We start from the raw sequence: 20,762 nt of genomic DNA, 5'->3' as shown, positions 1-20,762 counted from the left end.
CTCCAACTTCATCACCCAGGCCCTCTCGGGCCGCCCGATCACCGTGTTCGGCGACGGTCTGCAGTCCCGCAGCTGGGGCTATGTCGACGATATCGTTGACGGCTTCGCCCGTTATTTCTGGATAAACGAAACCGACTATAAGGGGCCTCTGAACGTCGGCAACGATCGCGAGATCTCGGTTCTCGAGGTCGCGCAATTTGTCTCCCGCCTCGTCGGCGGCGCGCCGATCGTTTTCGAGCCGTCACCCCCGCAGGACCCCACCAACCGACGCCCCGACCTGACCAATGCGCATTACGTCATGCCCGAGTGGTCGTGCAAGATCAGTTACGAACAGGGTGTGGCGCTGACGCTCGATTGGTTCAGGGAAAAACTGAAGACGGACAAGCAATCATCGCAATTGCGCACCGCGCGGCGCTGATGCGGGCAGCTTGGAGCCCCGTTGCGTCCTTCCGGACGCAGGAAGGCTGCTCCGATTTTCCGAACTGACGCATCGGGCTTTCCGTGATCAACATCCGCTTCTACAATGCGGAGCAGTTTCCGGAGGAGTATCGCTACGACGCCTTCGTCATGTTGCGCGGTTCGGCAAACCGACCGAAAAATGGAGTTCGGCCGCCTTGCCGGGCTCGCAATAGCGCCGGACGGGTACTGCTGGTGTCTGAAGATACGAACGGCGTGATTTATAGGATCACCTATAAGGCCGGCGCAAACTAAACCGAGACCAATTCGCACCGGGCTGGGCCGCCGAGTCTCCGCCTGGAGATTTCGCCTCCAGCGGTACTAAAGACACAAGAATGCGATTTTACTCCGATCCATTCCCGCAGTAGGCTCAGCTACATGGGACATGCAGGAGGAATACTATGAAACGCAAGTTCGCTTTGCTCCTGGCCGCTCTGGCCTGGCCGCCGCTGTCGGCAAATGCTCAGGACACCGCGATGAGCTTCTTTGTTACCAGCGCTAATCCGGGCAAGGGCGGCGATCTTGGAGGGCTTGCCGGAGCCGACGCCTATTGTAGTTCTCTGGCGACGGCGAGTGGTTCGACGCGCAAGACCTGGAGAGCTTATCTCTCCACCGACGCGGAGAACGCCAAGGACCGGATTGGAACGGGTCCTTGGTACAACGCCAAGGGCGAAAAGATCGCCGACGATGTCGCCGCGCTTCACAGTGATGGCAACAACATCACTAAGCAGACCACGCTCAACGAAAAGGGTGAAGTCATAGCCGGCCGCGGCGACACTCCGAACCGCCATGACATACTGACCGGCTCCAAACCCGATGGAACTGCCGCGCCGGAAACCTGCGGCAACTGGACAATGGGCAGTGCGGAGGGTGCTGCGGTAGTGGGCCACAGCGATCGCACTGGATTGGACGAATCCGCCGCAGCCAAATCCTGGAACTCTTCGCATTTGACGCGAGGCGGCTGCTCGCAGGAGGCGTTCAAGAGTACGGGCGGAGACGGTCTCTTCTACTGCTTCGCAGCCGACTAGACCAGACGGGGAGAGACACGTTGTGCGTGCAATGGAGCGCTGTTCGAGGGAGTAAGCTGTCTTGATCCTTGGCCGAATTCCCAAAGCGGCTGGACGACCCAAACCCCGCTGTCTTCGCAAGTCAGGCTACGGAGCAAGATTGCCGAACTGGGAGCGTTGATAGGCACATTCTCATCCGCTTTTGTCCCGAGTTCAGACCTCTTCGTCATACATACGTGTGGCCGCAGTGGCCGAAACGCGTCGATCGCAGCTTCCGAGTGAAAGGTCTGGAAGTGGTGCAAACCTGCAGGTCGGCGGCATGTCCGCTTCTGGGATACCACCGTGCTCTGCTCAGTGTTCGACTTATGGCGCGGAGCTGTCGTTGAACGCATAATCGCAAATGTCCACTCCGGGCCCAACTGCGGACATTGACCGCCGCTCGCCAGGCCTGTCGCCCCTATGTTCAGTCGCCCGCATTTGAGAATTTGCCTGCTTCGGTCCGATGGATAAAGACTGTGGTCCGGCCTTCATCGAAATCGTGGCTGTCGACGATCGCCAACACTCTGAAGCGAAAAATGCTCGGCGTAGAACCGAACGGCGTGGGCTCCCCTCGACCTCCTCCGGATTAATGAAGACGACCAGCGGGTATTTCGCGCTATTCGACTACTCTCTTCGCCATCATGCTGCGGTCTGCACCCCGAGAGCGTCCCTGGTCGAACGGCGCATGCGTGCACCATGGGTGCGTACACCTGGCAGAGTACGGTAGATATCGAGATAATCGCACGCCATGCGCTTTGCAGAAAAACGCTTTTCGAACGTCTCGCGAACTCTGCGGCGGTCCAGGCGCAGCGCTCGGTCGATGTTTTCCACGGCTTCATTGACTGTATCGACGATTATACCGGAAATACCAACGTCAATCACTTCCGGGACGGAACCGCAGCCGAACGCAATGACTGGGGTGCCGCATGCCATAGACTCGATCATCACCACCCCGAAGGGTTCTGGCCAGTCGATCGGGAAGAGCAACGCGCCGGCATTGCCGAGAAACTCCGCCTTCTGATGTTCGTTGATCTCTCCGATGAACTCCACGTTTTGATGGCTCTTCACCAGAGGCTCGATCACCGTTTCCCAGTAACGCTTGTCGACATTGTCAATCTTCGCCGCGATCTTCAGGGGGATCCCTGCTTTCGCAGCAATCTGGATGGCCCGGTCGGGTCGCTTCTCCGGCGAGATGCGGCCAAGGAAAGCAAGATAGTTTCCTTTCGGCTTTGCGGTGAAGGGTAGAATATCGTCCGAGAGCCCATGGTAAACGGTACCCGCCCAGTTAACCGGCGGCATCGGCTGTCGCTGATTGTTTGAGATCGACACCAGCGGTATGTCCGGGAATGCTTGGTAGAATGGTCGGAGGTCAGGTAGGTCCAACCGCCCGTGCAGCGTCGTCACGGTTCGGCCTGCGAAGTCCATAATCAACGGGAAATGCAACAGATCGATGTGGAAGTGGAGGACATCGAATTCTTGTACCCGGCGGCGAACTTCCTCCAGCATCACGATCTGGTGCGGCAGATGGTCCCTGACTGCATGATTGAGACGCAAGGCGACGCGCGAGCACGCCACCAGTTTGGCGTTGGTAACAGAGTCGCCGCTGGCGAAAAGTGCGACCTGGTGGCCCTGACGGACCAGCTCGTCTGTCAGATAAGAGACGATTCGCTCAGTTCCGCCGTAAAGCTTCGGTGGGACGCTTTCAGCAAGGGGTGCGATCTGGGCGATCTTCATCGGAAAACCTCCTCGAATGATGAGCATAGATTTGACGTTTAGTACCAGCTCGTATCCTCGGAGGGATGCCGCGCAATCATCAGGATGTATAACTTGAACTGCTGCGCCGCGTTCCGTAATCCTTTTCCATTAGCTGCATCGGCCTGAAATGTTGAATCGGGCGCGCCGCGCGACGGTTCCTTGGCTGATGACGACGAGATGTGGTGTGAAGCCTCTGAACTCCTCCAAATTCTTCAACGCATCAAAATGCTCCCAGCACTAGCAGCGAACCGGGATCGCCTTAGTCGCCTGCTCGCGCATATCCGTGCTCCATACTCAGTTTTCAGACGGGCGGCCGCCCGCCGATGTTATGTTCACGAGTTGATGGGAGCCAATAATCAATCTTGTTAAGTTGCGCTGAACTGCCGGCATGACAAAGCCCCTCGTAAGCCTTCGTGGCTTGCAACGCCTACAGATCGCCAACCGTGACCGTCATGGAGGGGAATTCACCGACCTCGAGGAATCAGAACAGGACAGGTTTCGCCGTGGCTGGGCGTCGGGCCGCGCGGAACGTCGCTTTGGGAGCAGACCGGAAACTTACCCCGCACGACCCAACTCTGTTATGAGGTGCATCGCTAAGGTGGAAGGTTTCCCCCGATTCAAGGTACTTCCTCTCTCCCGCGATCCAATGATTAACCTCGCACTCCCTCTGCGGTTCCCGTACGTTGTCGGACAAAAAAGACCCCGCCGGGGCGGGGCAAGTTCGTTGACAAATAAGGATCGCACAGGAGGAACGTCCGTGCTCTCCTGGCGCCCTAACCAAAGTGAGATCGGTCGTGTTCCGGTACGGTGTTACTCGGTAGGCGTTGATCGCACCTGCTGCTTCGGCCTAAACCGGGGCTTCAATGCCGCTGAGGACGAGACTAACCGGGTTGATGATCTCTGGTCCGACGTTTTTGACGAATCGGCCACATTGTCATGAGCTCAGAAGGGTACGGATTCATCAGGTCCGATGGATTTGGATCAGGAGATAGCCAGCACTCATTATCCTCGTGATGTAGGATGACGGGCATACGGTTGTGAATTTCCGCAATCATCGCGTTCGGCTCGCAGGTGAGGATGGCGAAGTTCCGGGTCAGCACTCCGTTCTCAACTTTTGGGGTTTTTCAAATTGCCGGCGAGCGCAAAGGCCCTGCCGTTCTCCGTGGCGATGGCGTAGGGGTGTTCGTCATCGCTCTTGCCGTAAGTGTCCTTCCACTCGAAATTTCCGTCGATGGGTACCAGGCCTCGGCGCGGGAACAGTCCATTGGTGGCTATATCTTCGCAAGGTCCGTTGATCGTTGATCGCCGAACACCCAGTTTTCGTCGACGCCGGCATAAGACCCCAGCGGGCCTGACAAAAATCGCTCTCGTGATATCCGGCTCCTGGACGATGTCACGAATGATGATGGGGAAATGCAGCCTAGGTGCTCCGTCGTACAGGGGAAGCAAAGTGCATGCGCATCGACCTCACTGGGCTCTGCAAATGTTAAATTGCGCACGAGCTCATGGAGGGAGGTATTGATTTAGGCGCGTCCGCACATGCGGAAACTCCGTGCACTTACTGATATAGGATGTTTTCACATGGATCTGGTCGAGGAGGACCAAGGTCCCAGTCCTTGGCGAACCTAGGCATTTGGATGCCAAACAATCGGATCGATGATTTCGGATCCCATGTTCCTCAGGCTGTTAACGGCCATGCCGATTGGCCAAATGGTCATTAGCTCGGTAGGATACGGCTTCATTAGGTCTGCCGGATTTCGATCAGCGGACAGCCAGCGCTCATAATTTTTTCGACGCAGGATCACCGGCATTCGATCGCTGATTGTCTGCATCATCTCATTCGCCGGGCAGGTGATTACAGCGAAACTGCGGATGTCGATTCCAACCGGGTGGCGCCAAACCTCCCAAATGCCTGCAAGAGCAAACGGAACGTCGCTCTTCATCGCGATAGCATAGGGTTGCTTACCCCGACTTGGGGAGTAGTTCCACTCAAAGAATCCATTGACTGGGATTAGGCAGCGGCGCGAACGATAGGCAGGTCCGGTCAGACCGTCCGTGGCAATGTTCTCGCAGCGGACGTTGATCAATGGGAGACGCCGATCGCGCGAGTTCGCCAATGCGGGTACCAGGCCCCATACGGCGGCTGCAATGACCGGCGCTACGGTGCCCGTCTCCCGCATTTGATCTTGAATGATAATAGGGTAAACCTGCCTCGGTGCGCCGTTGTATCGAGGAAGGCAATCAGCCAAAGCCTCAAGCTCGCCTTGTCCGGCGAAAGCAAAACTACGCGCAAGCTCGTCAAGCGATTCTTTGATATAGACGCGACTACACATTCGGTATTCCATGGGGGAGACTACTTATTTAGATATAACCCTCCCACGGTAGGTCAAGGCACGCGAAGTGTTTCCGAGCCGTGACTCGCAAAGCGTCAATACTCAATCTGGGTCAATTGCCTTTAAGGTTTTGTTGATGAAGTGCGGCCATGACAAAGCCGCCTCGCAAGCCTTCCCAGCCGCTCCTCGGTGACGCTGACGCACCGCTCCGCAGCCGGCCTCGCCGCCGACGCGATCCCGCCCAATCTCAGCTACTTCTCGACCCGATGCGGCCGCGCATCGAACCGTACCTAGCCTAATTGTTCCCATCAAGAAGGTCGTGGTTTTCGACTATCCGGACGGACGCCTCGCGATTATGCATCCCTGTAGGCGGCCTTCAGGAACGATGTGCCACCACAGGTCGGAGAATTGCAGGGGTGCGGCATAGACCAGTTCTTCGGTTGGAACGCCATCGGACAATGGTTTGCAGAAGTCGCGTCATGGGTCAGGCTTCAATCGATGACCGGCGCATCGTCGTATAGACGGCGAGGTGACGTTTTTCATCAAACCTATCGTCCGGAACAATCGTTCTCTGCGTCGCTGGTTGTTAGAGCCAGATCTGAACCCAAACGCGCCTGCGATAGCAACGTACACGTCGTCGGCCATAGCGCCAGTAACGGCGGCAGACCCTTCTCCAAACGCGCCGTCTTCTGCCGCGCCCGGGAGGACGATGCCAGCGGCGATGATTGGTCGGCTGCAGTTCTGCTTGACCTTCCTCCTCGAGAACGTCTGCATCAAGCTTATCGAGAATTCCGCTGCTGTTCGGGACGCCGGCAATTGCATTGCTAGGCCGAGCTGCGCTTGCAAGGGCGGCGGTCCCCACAATTGCAAACATTCCGGTCAGAAACAATCGTCGATCCATTGCAACCTCCTGCGCTGTGACCGCACTTAAAAACATGGACTGCGCATGGGAAAAGGAAATAAGACCGAAGGCCTATCCCTGTGCGACTATGGTCCTGGCTCTGGCACACCTTACTGTCCCGGCTATTGTCAGGCGCCCTAATGGAACGCGCTATTTTTCCTGCACGTTGACGCCCGTGATTTCCACCGATCGCGTTTCCGGTCTTACGATCTTGGCCCAGCTCGTAGCTGACCTTGTCACCTTCTCTGAGCGAGCCGCCGCGCTGCAATGCTGACACGTGAACGAAGACGTCCGTTCCGCCATTCTCAGGCGTGATGAAGCCAAATCCTTTGTCATCGTTGAAAAATTTGACTGTACCGGTAGGCATGACACTTCCTCTTTCGCTTCATCGTGTATCGTTTGTAAGCAGTGACGTGCCCCCGTTAAATTCAGACTGGAATTTTCCACTTATGATCGCCGGGAGGAAGGTTTAACGATCACGCGCTGGTCGTTAACGATCGCGAATATTCGCATCGTCGGGAACCTGCGTCACAACGCCGGTCACCGGCGGGGGCTGCCCGACGACGACCTTCTCCTTCACCACGACGCGTTTGGTCGGGGCGGGAGCCTGCTGAACGCCGTTCAGCCCGCCGACGCTGTCATCCACCCATACCCGGCAGGTCGTCGCGCAGGGAAAAAGCCCGCCGCGCACAAGCCATGGCGCATGCGGCCAAGACGCTTGCGACGGGGCTCGCATTGATGTCGTCATCCGACCTCCTGGCAGCCGCGACTGCCGAGTGGCGAAAAGCCAGCGGAACAGCCTATGTGTGCCCGATACCCGGCGATGTAATGCCTGCATCGGTTCACGGCCGGTACCCGTTTCCGCTCGCCGGATGATGCCCCCTGCATCCTACCCGCTTGCAGCACCCCATGAAGCACTAAGGGTATAGAAGTCGAAAGCGCGGAACTGAGGAGGCATTCACCGCATTCGAACCTCCAACATGTCGGAAAAGACAAAGATGACAAACCCTGAATGCGGCGGGGCGGGCAGACTCGGAGCGATTTGGTCAATCAGTTCCGTCTCGACGATGTTCCCAGCCGCGTCGCTGCGATGAGAAATGATCTCCGAGGCAGGGCGGCATGATCATGGCGCAGCTGCCGCTTCGTGCGGCGGCTGTACTGACGGGTCAACGCTCGCGCGTAAGCTGATCAGCCGCTCGCTCATGTCGAAGACCGCCCCAATGTCATGGACCTCACGCGGGCCCTTACAGGATGAATGACGTAAGCTGCCGTCATCCGGCGCAAGCTGCGCCGGGTCCGGTTTTAACCTCAGGAAAACGCGCGCCTGAGCGGCGGCACGAGACGCAGGACAATATGGTCGATCAGGATCATGACGGCGATCGCGATTCCCGTCATCGGAAACGCAATGCCGAAGATCAGGGCGATCGCCCAAAGCCCGAGGTAGACGCTCTTCTTGGGCGGCATAGGTGGAACGCCCATCCGACCGGAAGGCCTGCGTTTCCACCACATGAGCGCTGCTGAAACGCACATGAGGATAACACAAAGGCAGGTCGCCGACATCAGCAGCTGGTTGACGAGACCCCATTCCTGCCCCTGGTGGACGTTGATGCCCCATTCGATCCAGCGGCCGAACACGGCATACTGGCCGAAGGAGATGTCGACGAGCGGCTTGCCGGAATATTGGTCAATATGGATGGTGCGTTCCTTGGCGAGGTCGTCCGGATAGATCGAAGCCGTATAAACGCCCTTATCGTCGCTGGGGATGGCCATGTCGAAACCGGGCGCGATGCCGGCCCTCTTCGCCACATCGACGGCGGCATCGAGGCCGATCGGCTGCGCCTGCATGTGGCCCATCTTGGCCATGTCCATATTGGAATCCGGTACCGGGGCGTTCTCGACGATCCAGCCGGGCTGCTCGACCACATGGTGCGTGCTCTTCGACGACGACGGCACGGCGTCCCAAAGCTGAGCTGGATAGCCCAGGTTGTTGGCGGTCAGCCAGGCGTTCGCTTTTGACCCCCAATAGCCCGACCACGGCATGCCGGTGGCAGCCAGGAAGAAGATCATGATGCCGGCAATAGCTCCGGTGACCGCATGAGTGTCGCGCCAGAAGACCCGCTTCGACGGCGTTCCGCGCACGGAAAGCACCCCGCCCGTCCGACAGCGTGGCCACCAGAGATAGATGCCGGTGACGACCAGCATCAGGGCGAAGCCTCCGACGATCTCGACCAGGCGGTTGGTGAACGTGCCGAAATAGTCGAGACTGTGGATCTTCTTGAGGACCCAGTTGAACTCGTTGTCCGAGGCGACCTTGTCCAGAACCTTGCCGTCGTGCTGATTGACGAAAACGAGAGTGCTGCCCGCGTTGCTTAAGACCGTGACGATCGCCGAATGGGTGCCGTCGCGAGCCTCCTTATAGGAGGATGCGATCGACCCCGGCACCGCGGCCGTGGCGGCGGCAATGATTTCGGACGGTTTCAATGTCGTAGAGCCGTCGGCGACCACATAGCGGTAGGCGAAAAAGGTGTCGCTGATCTCATCCTTGAAGAGGTAGAGGCTGCCGGTGATCGCCAGGTTGAGCATGAAGGGGATGACGAGCAGCCCGGCGAAGAAATGCCAGCGCCAGATGGCGCGGTAGAGCGAAATTTGCCCGAGCGTCAAGGCCGGGTCGGAACCGATGGTTTGATCTGTCATGATAGAATCCGTGATCGGGGACCGCGCTGGCGGACCCGCATGCAAAAAGCCGTCACGGAAGGCCCGCGACGCCGGTTATGCGAAGATCACAGGAGAGGGCGGCGCTCGCGGCCGCGAATTTGGCGGATAGGGCGCACGTTGCAGTTGAAATTGCCGTTCGATCGTGCGGGCAATGGTCGCAAACACCATGGCCTGGGCGCCGACACTCGGCGGTTCCGGCACCATGATCGACCCGGCTAGCCGGCAGGCCTCGCAACCATAATCGTGCACGGTGCCTTTTTCCGGTTGCGCGGCATTGTCGTTGAGGCAGAACGTGGGGAATTGGCCGTCGGGAAGGACATAGGCCGCCAACTGAACCTGGAGCGCCACGGGAGGAGGCGGTTTATGGGCGAATCCCACCATCATCAGCGCAATTGCGCAGATGAGGCGGAGAAGTCCCGACACTCTAATCCGATCCTTTTGCATATCCAGCCTTGGTTCAGCCCGCTGCGATGTAGCTGCGTCCACCCGCGGGCGTCAATGCGCCAGATCAACACAGCCTTTGATCGTCCGCAGCGCTGGGGTCTTCATCGAGGTGGCTGATGGCCGCACAATTGTGCAGTCCAGTTCATTTCGATCGGGATACTCGAACGCTCCTGTGGGGCGAGCGATCGTGTTAGATCGGCTTGCATGACGAGCAGGGACCTAAATGTGAGCAGTTCAGTTATCTATGTTTTCACGATCTCGTCGGATATTGGTGATCCAGGCGAGTTTTGACGAACAACGCGTTTCACCGCGAAAGGACCAGCTATGTTCCTGGATGAAGATCACGAAGCGCTCGAGGCAGCCGCGCTTACGAAGCAGACGCTTGTCGACACGCAGGAGAGAATGGGCATGATGCTCGATCTCATGCCGATGGGGCTTCTCATTCATACCAGACAGGGAATTATTTTTGGAAATCAGGAAGCCGCGCGCCTCCTGCAAGTCCCTCAAAATGAAGTCGTGGGCAAACACTTCCTCGACTTTCTGTCCACACATGCTGAAGAAGCCACCAAGCAGATGGAGGAGGCTTTTAACGGCCGGATCAGTGTCGAGCCGACAGAAGCGGAGGTCAGAACAGCCACCGGTCGGGTTCGGACGATCAAATTGATCGCCGGTGCCTTGCCCTGGGAGGGAAATCCGGTCGTTCAGCTTCTTCTCCAGGACATAACCGATCTTAGGGCCATTCAGGATAGATTGCACCTCCTGGCAGTCACCGACGAGCTGACGGGCGCATTCAACCGCCGCCATGCGTTCAACATCGGCCATGCGATGTTTCGTGAAAAGAATCCCGTTGATGGCCAGGCCGCCGTCGCCATTCTTGATGTCGATCACTTCAAGCGTGTGAACGACACCTACGGGCACTCTGCCGGCGACGCGGCGCTGAAAGCGCTGACACAGTCCGTCCAGGAGATCATCGCGCTCGTCACATCCTGCGAAATGACCTTTGCGCGGGTCGGGGGCGAGGAGTTCATGATCCTGTTTTCAGGCGCGAAGCCCGAGGCGGTGTTTGATGTGTGCGAGCGGATCAGGCATGCAATCGAACAGCGGCCAGTTCTATCAACGGCTGGCACATTTCGGATTACCGTCTCGATTGGCGTCGCGCTGCGGATGGAAACCGACGCTTCATTTGATGTCGTCTATTCGAACGCCGACAAGGCACTATACGAGGCTAAATCGAGCGGCCGGAATCTTGTCTGCGGGGCGATGCCGGAACTGAGGTCGTTCGCAAACTCGAGGGAAACAGGCGTCCGCATGTGATCTCCTCGCTCAGCAGACCCAAGGTGCCGTAGAAGGTGCCCGTCCCCGAGACCGAACGGGTGTGTGTAAACCAGGAAAGAGCGCGCTGGAACAGACTTTTAGCGCGAGGCGATTCCGAGGACACGTGATAATGCCGTCATAGGGCGAGAAGGTTCGTCACGGGGGTTTTCGAGGTGTGATTTCTGGAACCACTGCATCGATTTCGACCTCGGCTACCGGCTTTCCATCTCCGTCGTAGATATCAATCCCGAGAGGAACAGAGGACCGCTTAGACAAAAGCGTGTGATCAAGCAGTTCACGGAGGCTTTCACTTGCTTCGTGTCGTGCCGCCTCGAGATCGGGAAAATCTCCTCCGTCCGGGTCGTGCAAGACGCGATCTGCATGTCGAATGTGAAAATAGTAGGTAGGCAAGGGTTCGCACTCCCCATCTGCAATCGTCTCCCGCCTCTCGGCAGGTTTCTTATGGCCACCCCTCGATTTGTCGCCAAACCTCAATGTTGCGGGCGGGGGCTGGACTCTTAGGTTTGAGGTGCGCGCGCAGAGAAGAAGCGGACATCCCATCAATTCATGTCAAATTAGGAGCCGTACCAGCCGTACCAACGCATCTTCGTCCTTCACCCCATGCTGAGAAGACTGGATAATCCGGCTGGCTAGTTCCTCGCACTCGGTATGCCGCCGGGACTGCACGCTCGCGCGACCGACGATGACAGGTTCTCCATACGCCTGGGCCTCCCGCTATGGTCAAAAATGGCATGTCAGGTTGCAAGGCCAGCTAGCTTTGTTTGCAGCTTACAATGTCTCCGAGGCACCCTTAGAGTGTCAGCGCCCTCTATCGTTCTCTCGTCACAGTCTATAGGACGAGCGGTCGGCTCGATGGCGATCGAACAGTTACTGTCGTCTTCGGTGCTCACTCTGGGCAGGCGCAAGCATAGCATGGGAGTCTGCGCGGTTCAGCATGTTGACCAATTCTTCGGCCTCATCGGCGGTAAGCATGTCCATAACGAAGCCATCGACGAGAGCTTTCCGGTCCGAAACCGTATCGACTACCGTCCAGTAGATGTTGAGGTTCTTCTGCAGGGCGTATCTCTGGTTTTGCATGGATGATGCCTTTCCTCGGTCTTTCGGTTACTCGCGTTGCGTCAACAACATCGATGAGAGTCCGTCCAATGGTAGGAATGGGCGGACCCGATCAGATTCTTGCACCGAGACGCGATAACGTCCGTCCTGTCTCGGCATGTTTTTTCAGCTGGTAAGAGGATAGAGCCGACGGCCTTCGGAACGTATTGCCGAATGAGATATGCGACCGGCCGAATTGGCGCCCCGACTATCCACCCGTGGCAGTCACCCGATACTTTGGTCTAGATACGTGAAACTACCTGACCCACGCCGGCTTCGTCGTCAATGCGAGGCTGTCCGCCATCCGGACCAGGTCAACGAGAGATCTCGCCTGCATCTTCTGCATGACGTGGCCGCGATGAACCTTGACGGTCACCTCGCTCAGGCCCACTTGAGCAGCGATTTGCTTGTTGACGCTGCCCGCGACCACCAGGTTCATGATCTCGCGCTCGCGCGGCGTCAAGGAATCATAGCGGGACCGAAGCTCGGCAATGAGCGCGACTTCCTGCCTCCGAGCGCAATCGCGCTCGATCCCGGCATAAGCGGCATCGAGCAATTCCTGCTCGCGCAGCGGCTTTGTCAGGAATTCGATAGCGCCGGCTTTCATCGCTCGCACAGAGATCGGAATGTCGCTGTGGGCGCTGATAAAAATGACCGGAAGCTCAATTCCAAGGGAAGTGAGCATGGTCTGAAATTCCAGGCCGCTCCGCCCCGGCAGCCTTACATCGAGAATGATGCAGCCCGGAACGTCAGGGCGCTTGCTATCCAAAAACTCATGGCTGGAAGCGAATGTCAGTACCTCAAGTCCAACCGAGCGCAGGAGATCGCCGAGGCCTTCGCGGACAGATGCGTCATCATCAATGATGTAGACAATCTCCTTCATCCATGTCCCCAAGTTTGTGCGCCGGTCAGGCGGCGCCCCGGACATGGATCCATTATTTCTCCTCGGTTGGTAATGTAAACTGAAAAATGGCACCGTGGGGCGCGTTTGGCGTCGCCCAGAGTTGGCCTTTGTGAGCCTCTATGATCGAACGACTGATCGTCAGGCCCATGCCCATACCCTTGGGTTTGGTACTGTAGAACGCCTCGAATATATCGCCGATCTTCGCCAGGTCGAGGGTAGGGCCGCTATCGCGGACTGCCACTAAAACGGTATTGGGTGCTGTTTTTTCAGTGCTTACGATGAGCTCGCGCGCTCCTTTTGGCATCGCCGCCATCGCGTCGTTGGCGTTCATGATAAGGTTCAGGATCACCTGCTGGATTTGCACTTGGTCCCCTACGATAGGGGGCAAGCCGTCGGAGAGGTCTGTACGAAGCGACACCGCACTGCGTTCGAGGTCCGTGGACACCAGCGCAATCGTTTCGGATACGATATCGTTGACGTTCAGTCGGTCCCGGCGTTCGGGTGATTTCTTCGCCATTGCCCGAATCCGGTCGATGACCTCGGATGCGCGAAAAGCGTCGCTGATCATGCGCTCGATGGCGCGACGGGCGGAGACGATGTCACGGGGATCCGCGTCAAGATAGCGAAGGCAGGCATTGCCGCTGCTGACTAGCCCGGTGAGCGGCTGTCTGACCTCGTGGGCGATGGAGGCTACAAGTTCTCCCATAGTGGTCAGCCTGCTTACATGGGCAAGTTCTGCTCGCGCAAGCTGAATAGCATCCTCGGCTTGCCTGCGGTCGGTGATGTCACGCGCCAGCGAAAGGCGAAACCATTGCTCTTCCTGTCGGAATTTACCGACGCGAACCTCGACCGGAAACGTTGTTCCGTTCTTACGTCGGTGGAGCGTTTCGAAAGTCATTGGCTGTTCTGCGTCGACGCGATCCACCAATGTCGCAAGCGCCTTTTCGTCGATAGCTCCGTCAAAGTCGCGCGGGTGCATGCCAATTAATTCCTCCCGGCTGTAACCGAGGCTTTCACAGGCTTGGCGGTTGACGTCTATGACGGTCAGATCGTCGGTATGGAGGAAAAAGGCATCGGTGGCATGGTCGACGAAGGTCCGAAAGCGAGTTTCGCTTGCTCGCAGCCTCTCCTCTGCTTGCTTGCTCTCGGACAGGTCGAGCACGAAGGCCACGGCCTGGCTCCCGGCCCCCTCGAAACTTGCCTCACCAATCATGACGGGTACGTGACCGCCGTCCTTTCGCTGATACACCTTTTCAAATGGGTGGGCGCTGCCGGTCACTCTCAGCTCGGCCTCGGCTTCGGCGTCACGTTCGCGCCATTCCGGCGGTGTCAGCTCTTTATCGATGAGCTGACCCGCCAAGAGTTCGTCACGGCTGTAGCCCACCATTTGCAGGAACGCCTCGTTGGCCTCGATAATCCGACCTTCGATATCTCGGATAAAAATCCCGATGATGTTTGCTTCGACAAGCCGGCCTATTCGCGCTTCACGTTCTGCCAGGTCGCGGTAAAGGCCGGTGATTTCGAGCGTACTGGCGGCTTGCGAGGCGATCAGCTTCAACACCGGAATGCGCCCCGGCGCGAAGACACGGCCCGCCAGAGTGTTTTCCAGATACAGCGCACCGATCAGCTTGGCGTGATTGATCAGCGGCAAACAGAGAATGGATCTGGCCGCGCGATGGCGGATATAGGGATCGGCCGCAAAGGCGTTTTCAGCCGACGCATCGTCGAGGCTAACGATTTCCCGCATACGCAGGACGTAATTGAGAACTGATTCCGGCATCACGCCGGCGATGGCCTCATTACGCAACTCTATGAGGACCGCTTCGCCGCGGATCGTCGCCTCAGCGGCAATCCGCGATTCGCCGCCACGCGACAGGATCAGAAGGCCACGTTCGGCTCCCGCCTGCTCGACGGCCATTCGCAGCACCGTATCGATCAGCTTCTCGACGACGATTTCGCTGGAGACCGCTTGCGACACCTTGATGACGGTGGCGAGGTCGAGATGCTCGATCGGCGCTTCGATCGTGCTTGTTGCAGCAGGTGACGATTGTCCATCCCGCAGTTGGGGATAGGCTTCTTCGAGCTGCCGCACCTTGCCGTCGGCTCCCCAATTGAGATAACAGCGACGGGCGTTTTGAAGGTAGAGGCGAGCAATCTGATCGAAGCCGCGCGCCCGGTAAAAGGCGGAAGCGCGCTCATACGCGATCGCTTCATCGTGTGGGAGAGCGTGCGAATGCGCCAACCCGATCGCCTGTTCATAGAGGCGCTCGGCATGCAACTCACGGCTTCCCAAGCGGGCGATCTCTGCGCCTAGCAATGTCGCGCGGCTTGCGAAATTCTCCGGGCAGTGCGCGGCCCAAGTGTCGAGCTGCCGGCGGTGAGCGCGTATGGCCTTGCGATAAAGAGCTGTTTCAGCACTCGATCCTTGCAAAGCAGAGGCCAATGAAAGGCCGGTGTAGAAGTGATATTCCGCCCGCTCGAAAATAGCGGGAGTCATCCAGAGGAGGCTTTCTGCTTTCGCCGCTGCCGAAAGTGCTGTGAGAGTATCCCCGGCAAATACACATGCCTGTAGCTTGCGGATCCAGTACAGGCAGCTGCCCGGCTTGCCGTCGGTGTTAAGTTCGAATTGCTGCTCGTCGAACCCTTCATCATTGAAGCATCCGAAGATTGGCGTCAGCCCGCGAAGCGTTCGGATGAGTTGGAGCTGCCCACTGATGAAACCGACGGCGACTCCGAAGCCGGCCTGACGCGCGAAGTCCAGGCCGGCTTCCGCATCGCGCTGAACCTGCGGGAGGGGCTCGCCAGCGGCCAGAAGATAAGTCACAAGGTTATTGCGGCTTAAGACGGCGTAGGTGAGATCGCCGACCTGCTGTGCCGTTTCGAATACGCGCTGCGCAAGCGCGCGGCCGGTGCGGACATGACGCGACGACGGTTTCGCAAGGTTACCGAAGGCGAGGTAGACTCGTGCCTTCAGGCGTTCCATTCCAGGCTGTTCGGTCATGTCCAGTCCGAGCAGGCCGAACCGAAAACCGGCTTCATAGTTGCCAAAATAGGGCCCGAGCACCGTGCCCACAGCAGTGAAGGCATAAGGCGATGTGTCGCTGTTGCCGTGCTTGAGGCTGATATTGCCCATTCGCCCGATAACGAGGCAGCGCAGATTCTCGTCGGTAAACAGGGCCGGAGTAACAAGTGAGGTCAGAACGTCCATGGTGGCGAGCGCGACCCGATCCGTCATAGGGGGCGAGTTAAGCAGCGCTTCGATGGGGCGGCCCCCGAGTTGTCTCCAAAGCCGCGCGTATTCCTGGCGCACCTGGCTCCTGGTCGGGTGGGACGACCACGAAATGCCAACCCGGTGGAGGTAGTCGAGGCCGAATATGATGGCCTGGTCGCTCCGACCCAGGCTCATGAAAAGGTCGACGCGCAGGCGCGTGACGCGGGCCAGATCGGCGAGGCTGGTGGCTCGACTTGCCAATTCTGCGAGGCGGGCCTGCGCCTCCGCCGGTGCCCCGGTCAAGAATTCGCATTCGGCCCTGTGGAGTTCGAGGGCGAAAGCGAGTTCGTATCGGCGCTCCCAGGCATCGTCCTGCAGGTAAGCCGCACCCGTGCCGGCATAAGCCAGCGCCGATTCGTATGCAGCCGACGCCTTGGCGCGGCGAGTGGCAAGCAGGTTCAACCCCGCGAGACGCTCTCGCTCTTCACCGGGCGCGATGAGCGCGCCGCCGCAGTTGAGTTGGCCGACAATCTCGAAAATATTCTCCTCGAGTGCCTGCGGCGGCGTATGCACCAGCAGGAGGCGGCCGATGGAAAGATGCGCTGCCGCCCGCTCATCTTCGGGGATCAGCCCATACGCGGCCTCCTGAACACGATCGTGCAGGAAGCGGTATGATGCCCCCTCTTCAAGCAGCACGAGTCCGGCCCGCGCCGCGGGCCAAAAGGCTGCATGAACCGCGTCGTGATTTTCGCTCCTGATCAGAGCCAGGGTATCAACCGCCGCGTGATTGCCGAGACACGCTAGCATGTTCAGGGCAGCCTGCGTGGAATCGGGCAGGCGCCGCAGCTTGCTTAGCATTAGATCCGCGACGTTATCGGTATAACCTTTGGCTCCTATGCGATCGAGATCCCAATCCCAGTGCGCCTGTTCGCGATTGAAGTCGAGCAGGCCTTCGTCCGGCAACGTGCTCAGGAACTGGAGCGCGAAGAAGGGATTGCCTCCGCTCTTCTTGTGCACTAGCCGCGCAAGCGGCTTGACACGGTTGCTTCCGCAATGAAGAGCGTCGGCCAGCATCCGGGTCAGATCTTCCAGCCTAAGCGGTGTCAGTACGATCTCATGCACTTGGCCACCCACCTCCTGGATCGCTGTCAGCCGGCGGATCAGCGGATGGGTGGACGATACTTCGTTGTCGCGATAGGCTCCAATGAGCAGCAGGTGACGCATATCCTTCTGGGTGCACAAATCTTCAAGCAGATCGAGCGTTGCTGCGTCCAACCATTGGAGATCGTCTAGAAACAGCGTGAGCGGATGTTCTGCTGTGGCAAACACTCGCAGTAGGCGCCTGATGTTCAATTGGAAGCGGCGCTTGGCGTCCTGAGGCGGTAGATCCGCAACCGCCGGAAGCCGGCCGATGAGAGATTCAAGTTCCGGAATGAGCGTTACCATCAGCCGACCGCTCGCGCCCAGTTCTTCGATTAAAGCAGCGCGCCAGGGCGCGAGTTCCGCTTCACTCTTGCCCAGCAGCACTCGGACGAGGTCTCGCAGGGCCTGCGCTACGCTCGCATAAGGAATGTGACGCTGGTTCTGGTCGAATTTGCCGGAGGCAAATAGTCCACGGGACGGCACGAGCGCGCGGTGGAGCTCATTCACGACCATGGATTTGCCCACGCCGGCATGACCCGAAACCAGCACCAGGGTCGGCCCAGCGCCCGCGACGACCCGGTCGAATGCGGAGGTTAGGGCGGCGATCTCGCGTTCGCGACCGTAGGGCCGCTCGGGGATCACAAGTCTGTCCGGCACATCGCGCGTCCCGAGCGGAAATTCTGCGATCCGCCCATACTTCTCGCTCTCGACGAGGGCACGTCGCAGATCCGCCTCCAGCCCGGCGGCCGTCTGATAGCGTTCCTCTGCGTTCTTGGCGAGCAGCTTCATTACGATTGCCGAGATAATGCCTGGTAGCTCTCTTACACGCTCGGACGGCGGCATTGGTCGCCTGGCAACGTGGCAGTGCACCCATTCCATCGGCTCCGTAGCAGTGAACGGCAACTGGCCGGTGATCATTTCGTAGAGCGTGATGCCGACGGCGTAGAGGTCACTACGCGAGTCCACCGATCGGTTCATGCGGCCGGTCTGTTCGGGCGCCATGTATGCGAGGCTGCCAGCAATGACCTCAGGGGGATCGGCGGCCTGGCGCTCACGAGAAAGATGCGACGCCACTCCGAAGCCGGTTAGTCGGACCCGCCCTTCCGCCTCGTCCGCCAGTAAATTGGCCGGCTTGATGTCCCTGTGAATGAGGCCGCATCCGTGAGCCTTGCCGACTGCCGCCGCAATACCCTTGGCAAGACGCAAAAAGACAGTGAGTTCGGCGGCCATGCCGTGGCTGTGCCGTCCCATCAACTGCGGGAGGGGCACGCCGCCGCAATCTTCGAGGACAAGCACGGTCCGACCATTTTCCGTTGTGAAATCCAGCGGTTTGGCTGCCCACTCTCGATCGAGTTCGTCTTTCAGGCGATATTCGTGGGCCAGTCTATCGAGGCTGGTTCGACTGGGATGTTCAGCTGCAAGCTGCACCCTCAGAACGGCTTTTGGTGCGCCGTTGCCGCTCCGGATCAGCTCTCGTGTGAAGATGCGATCGCCGTCACTCCAGGAGGATTGTGGCTCGTGGTACTGAAGGTCGGTCGAAGTCTGCTGGCCGATGGAAGCGAGAGCGCGCTTCCGTCCGATCATGTTCTTCCTGGTCTTCTGCGCATCATTGACCGTGTCGTCCATGGCACACCGCTCGCTTCGATGCTGCCCGCACACCATCTGAGGCGCAGGCATCGCAGATCCAATCAAGCTTCACCGACTTTCCTCTCATGTCAACGAGCCTATGCTTCGGACTATTGAGGCGGTCGCAACTCTGCTGATCTTCCTCCGGTTCAGGTTCCAGTGCATTTTGTTAAGGCAGTTCCGCGAAGAGCAAAGCTGCGGCAATTGCGGTTTCATGCTTTAAGAGGCGCCGCGCCGGCAGGGGTGAAGGTCTTGCGGTCAAGCAAAACGCCGGCGCGGCAAGTCGGCCTGTGATGGGAGGGCGTTTCTTTTAGGCCGTTGCAACATTAACTCTGCCTGGAGCACCCCCGCTATTATGCCGAAGTATATTAGTTTAGCCCTTTCGCCCGATTTCCTAAACCAGAGCAATTATGCCGGATGTATGAGGTCGCCCTTTTGGAGATCAAAGGGCTTATCGAAAAGTCGTCCTTTGAGGTCGGCGCCGGCGTGAAACTTGTTCTGTAAACTGGCCAGTCGCTGAAGTCGATCGGCGAGCATGTGGTTCAGATCAATCAGCTGATGTCGGCGATCGCGACATCCGCTGAAACAGTTTCTAGCCGATCGGCTCCCTTCTAGGGAAAGCGGGTCTAACTCGCCGCTCAAGCGACCTGTGCACCCGTTGAAGGTCGGCCATGTCGTCCGCGAAAGTCACTTGAGCCGAAGCGCTTTCAGCTGTTCAGCTACCTGCTCTGCCCCGTAAATCGTGCGGACGGTGGGGTTCATGGCTTGGCCATCCATGATCACAAGCGCCTTGTTCTTGACCGCCGGCATCTGACTGGTTGCCGGATCAGTCATAAGGAACTTAATCTTTGCTTCGGCCTTGTCGAGCTCCCACCGGTTCCGATCGACTTGCGCGACGACGATGACGTCAGGATCGGTAGCGATAATGCTCTCCCAGCCGAGCGCCGGCGATTCGGCTTCCGTGGTTATGGCGTTCGTCCCGCCGAGGACGTCGGCGATAAAGCCGGCGGCGCTATTTTTACCTCCGAGATAGGCATCGGCTGATGGAGACGGACTGGAGAACCAGAAAACGTATGACAGCTTCGCGCCATCTTTGGGTGCCTCGGCACGTAACGCGGCTTCTCGTTTTTTCAAATCAGCAATCAAAGCCTGGCCTCGATCACTCACGTCGAAAATCCGGGCGAGCTCGTCAATCTCCTGATAGAGTGTGTCCATGTTCCAAAGCTTGTCGCGGGCACCGTAACCAAATTTGTCCTTAGCCGTGCCGTCGCTGACGCAGGTGCTTGGCGAAAGATATGTGGGAACTGCGACCTTATCGAAGTCTTCGCGTTTCGCGATCTTGCTCGAAGGACCTACCAGGCTGGGCAACGCCGAGGCGACGAAATCGGGGTTCTGCGCAAGGATGGACTCGAAAGTCGGGAACTCGACCGTCAGAACCTTTATCTTTGCGTTGGCTTCAGCAAGCTGAGGCAAGACTTTGTTTGGCCAGAAAGCGGTCCCGACCATCTTGTCCTCAAGACCAAGCAGAAGCATGATTTCCGCGCTGTTTTGACCGAGCCCTACAGCTCGCTCGGGCGCCTTCTGGAAGGTAACCTTCGCGCCGCAATTATCCAGAGTGAGTGGATACGCGCTGGAGGCCGCTTGCGAGCGGGCAGCAGCCAGGCCAATCAGCGTACATACGACTGCAAAGGCAAACGTTCGTTTCATAGATTATCCTCTCGCTACGGCATCTCAATGGCAAAGCAGAGATGCCTATAATCACTGATCTTCGGATGAAACAAGAGGAATTTACTCTTCT

At 58.3% G+C, this 20,762-nt stretch carries 15 protein-coding genes and 4 pseudogenes; 6 read left to right on the top strand and 13 right to left on the bottom strand.

From position 1 onward, the window contains the following. From GA0061105_RS28535 to GA0061105_RS28525, 3 genes are all read left to right on the top strand, one after another. A partial coding sequence (locus GA0061105_RS28535) for an NAD-dependent epimerase/dehydratase family protein (protein ID WP_141130243.1) occupies positions 1-418 on the top strand: 418 nt, incomplete at its 5' end. A gap of 83 nt (positions 419-501) precedes the next feature. Continuing rightward, positions 502-711, top strand: a complete 210-nt coding sequence (locus GA0061105_RS28530; protein WP_092754339.1) for a hypothetical protein — start codon at positions 502-504, stop codon at positions 709-711. Positions 712-857: 146 nt separating this feature from the next. After that, positions 858-1,484, top strand: a complete 627-nt coding sequence (locus GA0061105_RS28525; protein WP_092754336.1) for a hypothetical protein — start codon at positions 858-860, stop codon at positions 1,482-1,484. A gap of 657 nt (positions 1,485-2,141) precedes the next feature. On the opposite strand, the gene GA0061105_RS28520 is transcribed toward GA0061105_RS28525, so the two are convergent. The 4 genes from GA0061105_RS28520 to GA0061105_RS28505 all read right to left on the bottom strand — a co-directional run bounded on the left by GA0061105_RS28520 (position 2,142) and on the right by GA0061105_RS28505 (position 5,590). After that, positions 2,142-3,236: a glycosyltransferase family 4 protein gene (locus GA0061105_RS28520; protein ID WP_092754333.1), complete on the bottom strand. Its 1,095-nt coding sequence runs from the start codon at positions 3,234-3,236 to the stop codon at positions 2,142-2,144. A gap of 902 nt (positions 3,237-4,138) precedes the next feature. Continuing rightward, a complete protein-coding gene (locus GA0061105_RS34140) occupies positions 4,139-4,357 on the bottom strand; it encodes an SOS response-associated peptidase family protein (protein WP_092754329.1) in 219 nt (72 codons plus the stop codon). 7 nt (positions 4,358-4,364) lie between these two features. Further along, positions 4,365-4,706, bottom strand: a complete 342-nt coding sequence (locus tag GA0061105_RS34135) for an SOS response-associated peptidase family protein (protein WP_092754326.1) — start codon at positions 4,704-4,706, stop codon at positions 4,365-4,367. 176 nt (positions 4,707-4,882) lie between these two features. Next, entirely contained in the window at positions 4,883-5,590 is a 708-nt protein-coding gene (locus tag GA0061105_RS28505) for an SOS response-associated peptidase (protein ID WP_092754323.1), read from the bottom strand. A 149-nt stretch (positions 5,591-5,739) separates the two neighbouring features. Between GA0061105_RS28505 and GA0061105_RS33610 the strand changes: the two are divergent. Continuing rightward, a pseudogene (locus tag GA0061105_RS33610) lies at positions 5,740-5,886 on the top strand (non-homologous end-joining DNA ligase); the annotation flags it as partial. A gap of 783 nt (positions 5,887-6,669) precedes the next feature. On the opposite strand, the pseudogene GA0061105_RS28490 reads toward GA0061105_RS33610, so the two are convergent. Both GA0061105_RS28490 and GA0061105_RS33975 read right to left on the bottom strand, forming a co-directional pair. Then, positions 6,670-6,858, bottom strand: a pseudogene (locus GA0061105_RS28490) (cold-shock protein); the annotation flags it as partial. A gap of 80 nt (positions 6,859-6,938) precedes the next feature. After that, positions 6,939-7,107 (bottom strand): annotated as a pseudogene (locus GA0061105_RS33975) (DUF1236 domain-containing protein); the annotation flags it as partial. Between the two features lie 22 nt (positions 7,108-7,129). On the opposite strand from GA0061105_RS33975, the pseudogene GA0061105_RS33605 reads away from it, so the two are divergent. Next, a pseudogene (locus GA0061105_RS33605) lies at positions 7,130-7,367 on the top strand (amidohydrolase); the annotation flags it as partial. A gap of 432 nt (positions 7,368-7,799) precedes the next feature. Here GA0061105_RS33605 and GA0061105_RS28475 read toward each other — a convergent pair. Together GA0061105_RS28475 and GA0061105_RS28470 are read right to left on the bottom strand one after the other, a co-directional pair. Continuing rightward, positions 7,800-9,185 carry a PepSY-associated TM helix domain-containing protein gene (locus GA0061105_RS28475; RefSeq protein WP_092754317.1) on the bottom strand — a complete coding sequence of 462 codons (1,386 nt, stop codon included), beginning with the start codon at positions 9,183-9,185 and terminating at the stop codon, positions 7,800-7,802. 75 nt (positions 9,186-9,260) lie between these two features. Next, positions 9,261-9,629: a hypothetical protein gene (locus GA0061105_RS28470; RefSeq protein WP_092754314.1), complete on the bottom strand. Its 369-nt coding sequence runs from the start codon at positions 9,627-9,629 to the stop codon at positions 9,261-9,263. Positions 9,630-9,974: 345 nt separating this feature from the next. Here GA0061105_RS28470 and GA0061105_RS28465 point away from each other — a divergent pair, with 345 nt between their 5' ends. Beyond that, complete coding sequence (locus GA0061105_RS28465; protein WP_092754311.1) at positions 9,975-10,964, top strand: sensor domain-containing diguanylate cyclase; 990 nt, start codon at positions 9,975-9,977, stop codon at positions 10,962-10,964. 156 nt (positions 10,965-11,120) lie between these two features. Here GA0061105_RS28465 and GA0061105_RS34130 read toward each other — a convergent pair whose 3' ends face one another. The 5 genes from GA0061105_RS34130 to GA0061105_RS28430 all read right to left on the bottom strand — a co-directional run bounded on the left by GA0061105_RS34130 (position 11,121) and on the right by GA0061105_RS28430 (position 20,671). Then, positions 11,121-11,525 carry a DUF6894 family protein gene (locus GA0061105_RS34130; RefSeq protein ID WP_425348783.1) on the bottom strand — a complete coding sequence of 135 codons (405 nt, stop codon included), beginning with the start codon at positions 11,523-11,525 and terminating at the stop codon, positions 11,121-11,123. Between the two features lie 327 nt (positions 11,526-11,852). Continuing rightward, a complete protein-coding gene (locus GA0061105_RS28455) occupies positions 11,853-12,062 on the bottom strand; it encodes a hypothetical protein (RefSeq protein WP_092754305.1) in 210 nt (69 codons plus the stop codon). A 274-nt stretch (positions 12,063-12,336) separates the two neighbouring features. Continuing rightward, complete coding sequence (locus GA0061105_RS28450) at positions 12,337-12,963, bottom strand: response regulator transcription factor (RefSeq protein ID WP_092754302.1); 627 nt, start codon at positions 12,961-12,963, stop codon at positions 12,337-12,339. Positions 12,964-13,015: 52 nt separating this feature from the next. Next, positions 13,016-18,964, bottom strand: a complete 5,949-nt coding sequence (locus GA0061105_RS28445) for an AAA family ATPase (protein WP_092754298.1) — start codon at positions 18,962-18,964, stop codon at positions 13,016-13,018. Positions 18,965-19,651: 687 nt separating this feature from the next. Beyond that, positions 19,652-20,671, bottom strand: a complete 1,020-nt coding sequence (locus GA0061105_RS28430; protein WP_092754295.1) for an ABC transporter substrate-binding protein — start codon at positions 20,669-20,671, stop codon at positions 19,652-19,654. Between the last annotated feature and the right edge of the window lie 91 nt (positions 20,672-20,762).

This window comes from Rhizobium aethiopicum, from assembly GCF_900094625.1.
GTDB lineage: Bacteria > Pseudomonadota > Alphaproteobacteria > Rhizobiales > Rhizobiaceae > Rhizobium > Rhizobium aethiopicum.
Note: the sequence above shows the minus strand (reverse complement) of the source record. Positions and strands in the feature narration are given on the sequence as shown.

Bases quoted from the DNA above. Each gene is read 5' to 3' on its own strand.
- GA0061105_RS28525 (WP_092754336.1), top strand. From the start codon at position 858: ATGAAACGCAAGTTCGCTTTGCTCCTGGCCGCTCTGGCCTGGCCGCCG.
- GA0061105_RS28520 (WP_092754333.1), bottom strand. From the start codon at position 3,236: ATGAAGATCGCCCAGATCGCACCCCTTGCTGAAAGCGTCCCACCGAAG.
- GA0061105_RS28505 (WP_092754323.1), bottom strand. From the start codon at position 5,590: ATGTGTAGTCGCGTCTATATCAAAGAATCGCTTGACGAGCTTGCGCGT.
- GA0061105_RS28475 (WP_092754317.1), bottom strand. From the start codon at position 9,185: ATGACAGATCAAACCATCGGTTCCGACCCGGCCTTGACGCTCGGGCAA.
- GA0061105_RS28465 (WP_092754311.1), top strand. From the start codon at position 9,975: ATGTTCCTGGATGAAGATCACGAAGCGCTCGAGGCAGCCGCGCTTACG.
- GA0061105_RS34130 (WP_425348783.1), bottom strand. From the start codon at position 11,525: ATGGGATGTCCGCTTCTTCTCTGCGCGCGCACCTCAAACCTAAGAGTC.
- GA0061105_RS28455 (WP_092754305.1), bottom strand. From the start codon at position 12,062: ATGCAAAACCAGAGATACGCCCTGCAGAAGAACCTCAACATCTACTGG.
- GA0061105_RS28450 (WP_092754302.1), bottom strand. From the start codon at position 12,963: ATGAAGGAGATTGTCTACATCATTGATGATGACGCATCTGTCCGCGAA.
- GA0061105_RS28445 (WP_092754298.1), bottom strand. From the start codon at position 18,964: ATGGACGACACGGTCAATGATGCGCAGAAGACCAGGAAGAACATGATC.
- GA0061105_RS28430 (WP_092754295.1), bottom strand. From the start codon at position 20,671: ATGAAACGAACGTTTGCCTTTGCAGTCGTATGTACGCTGATTGGCCTG.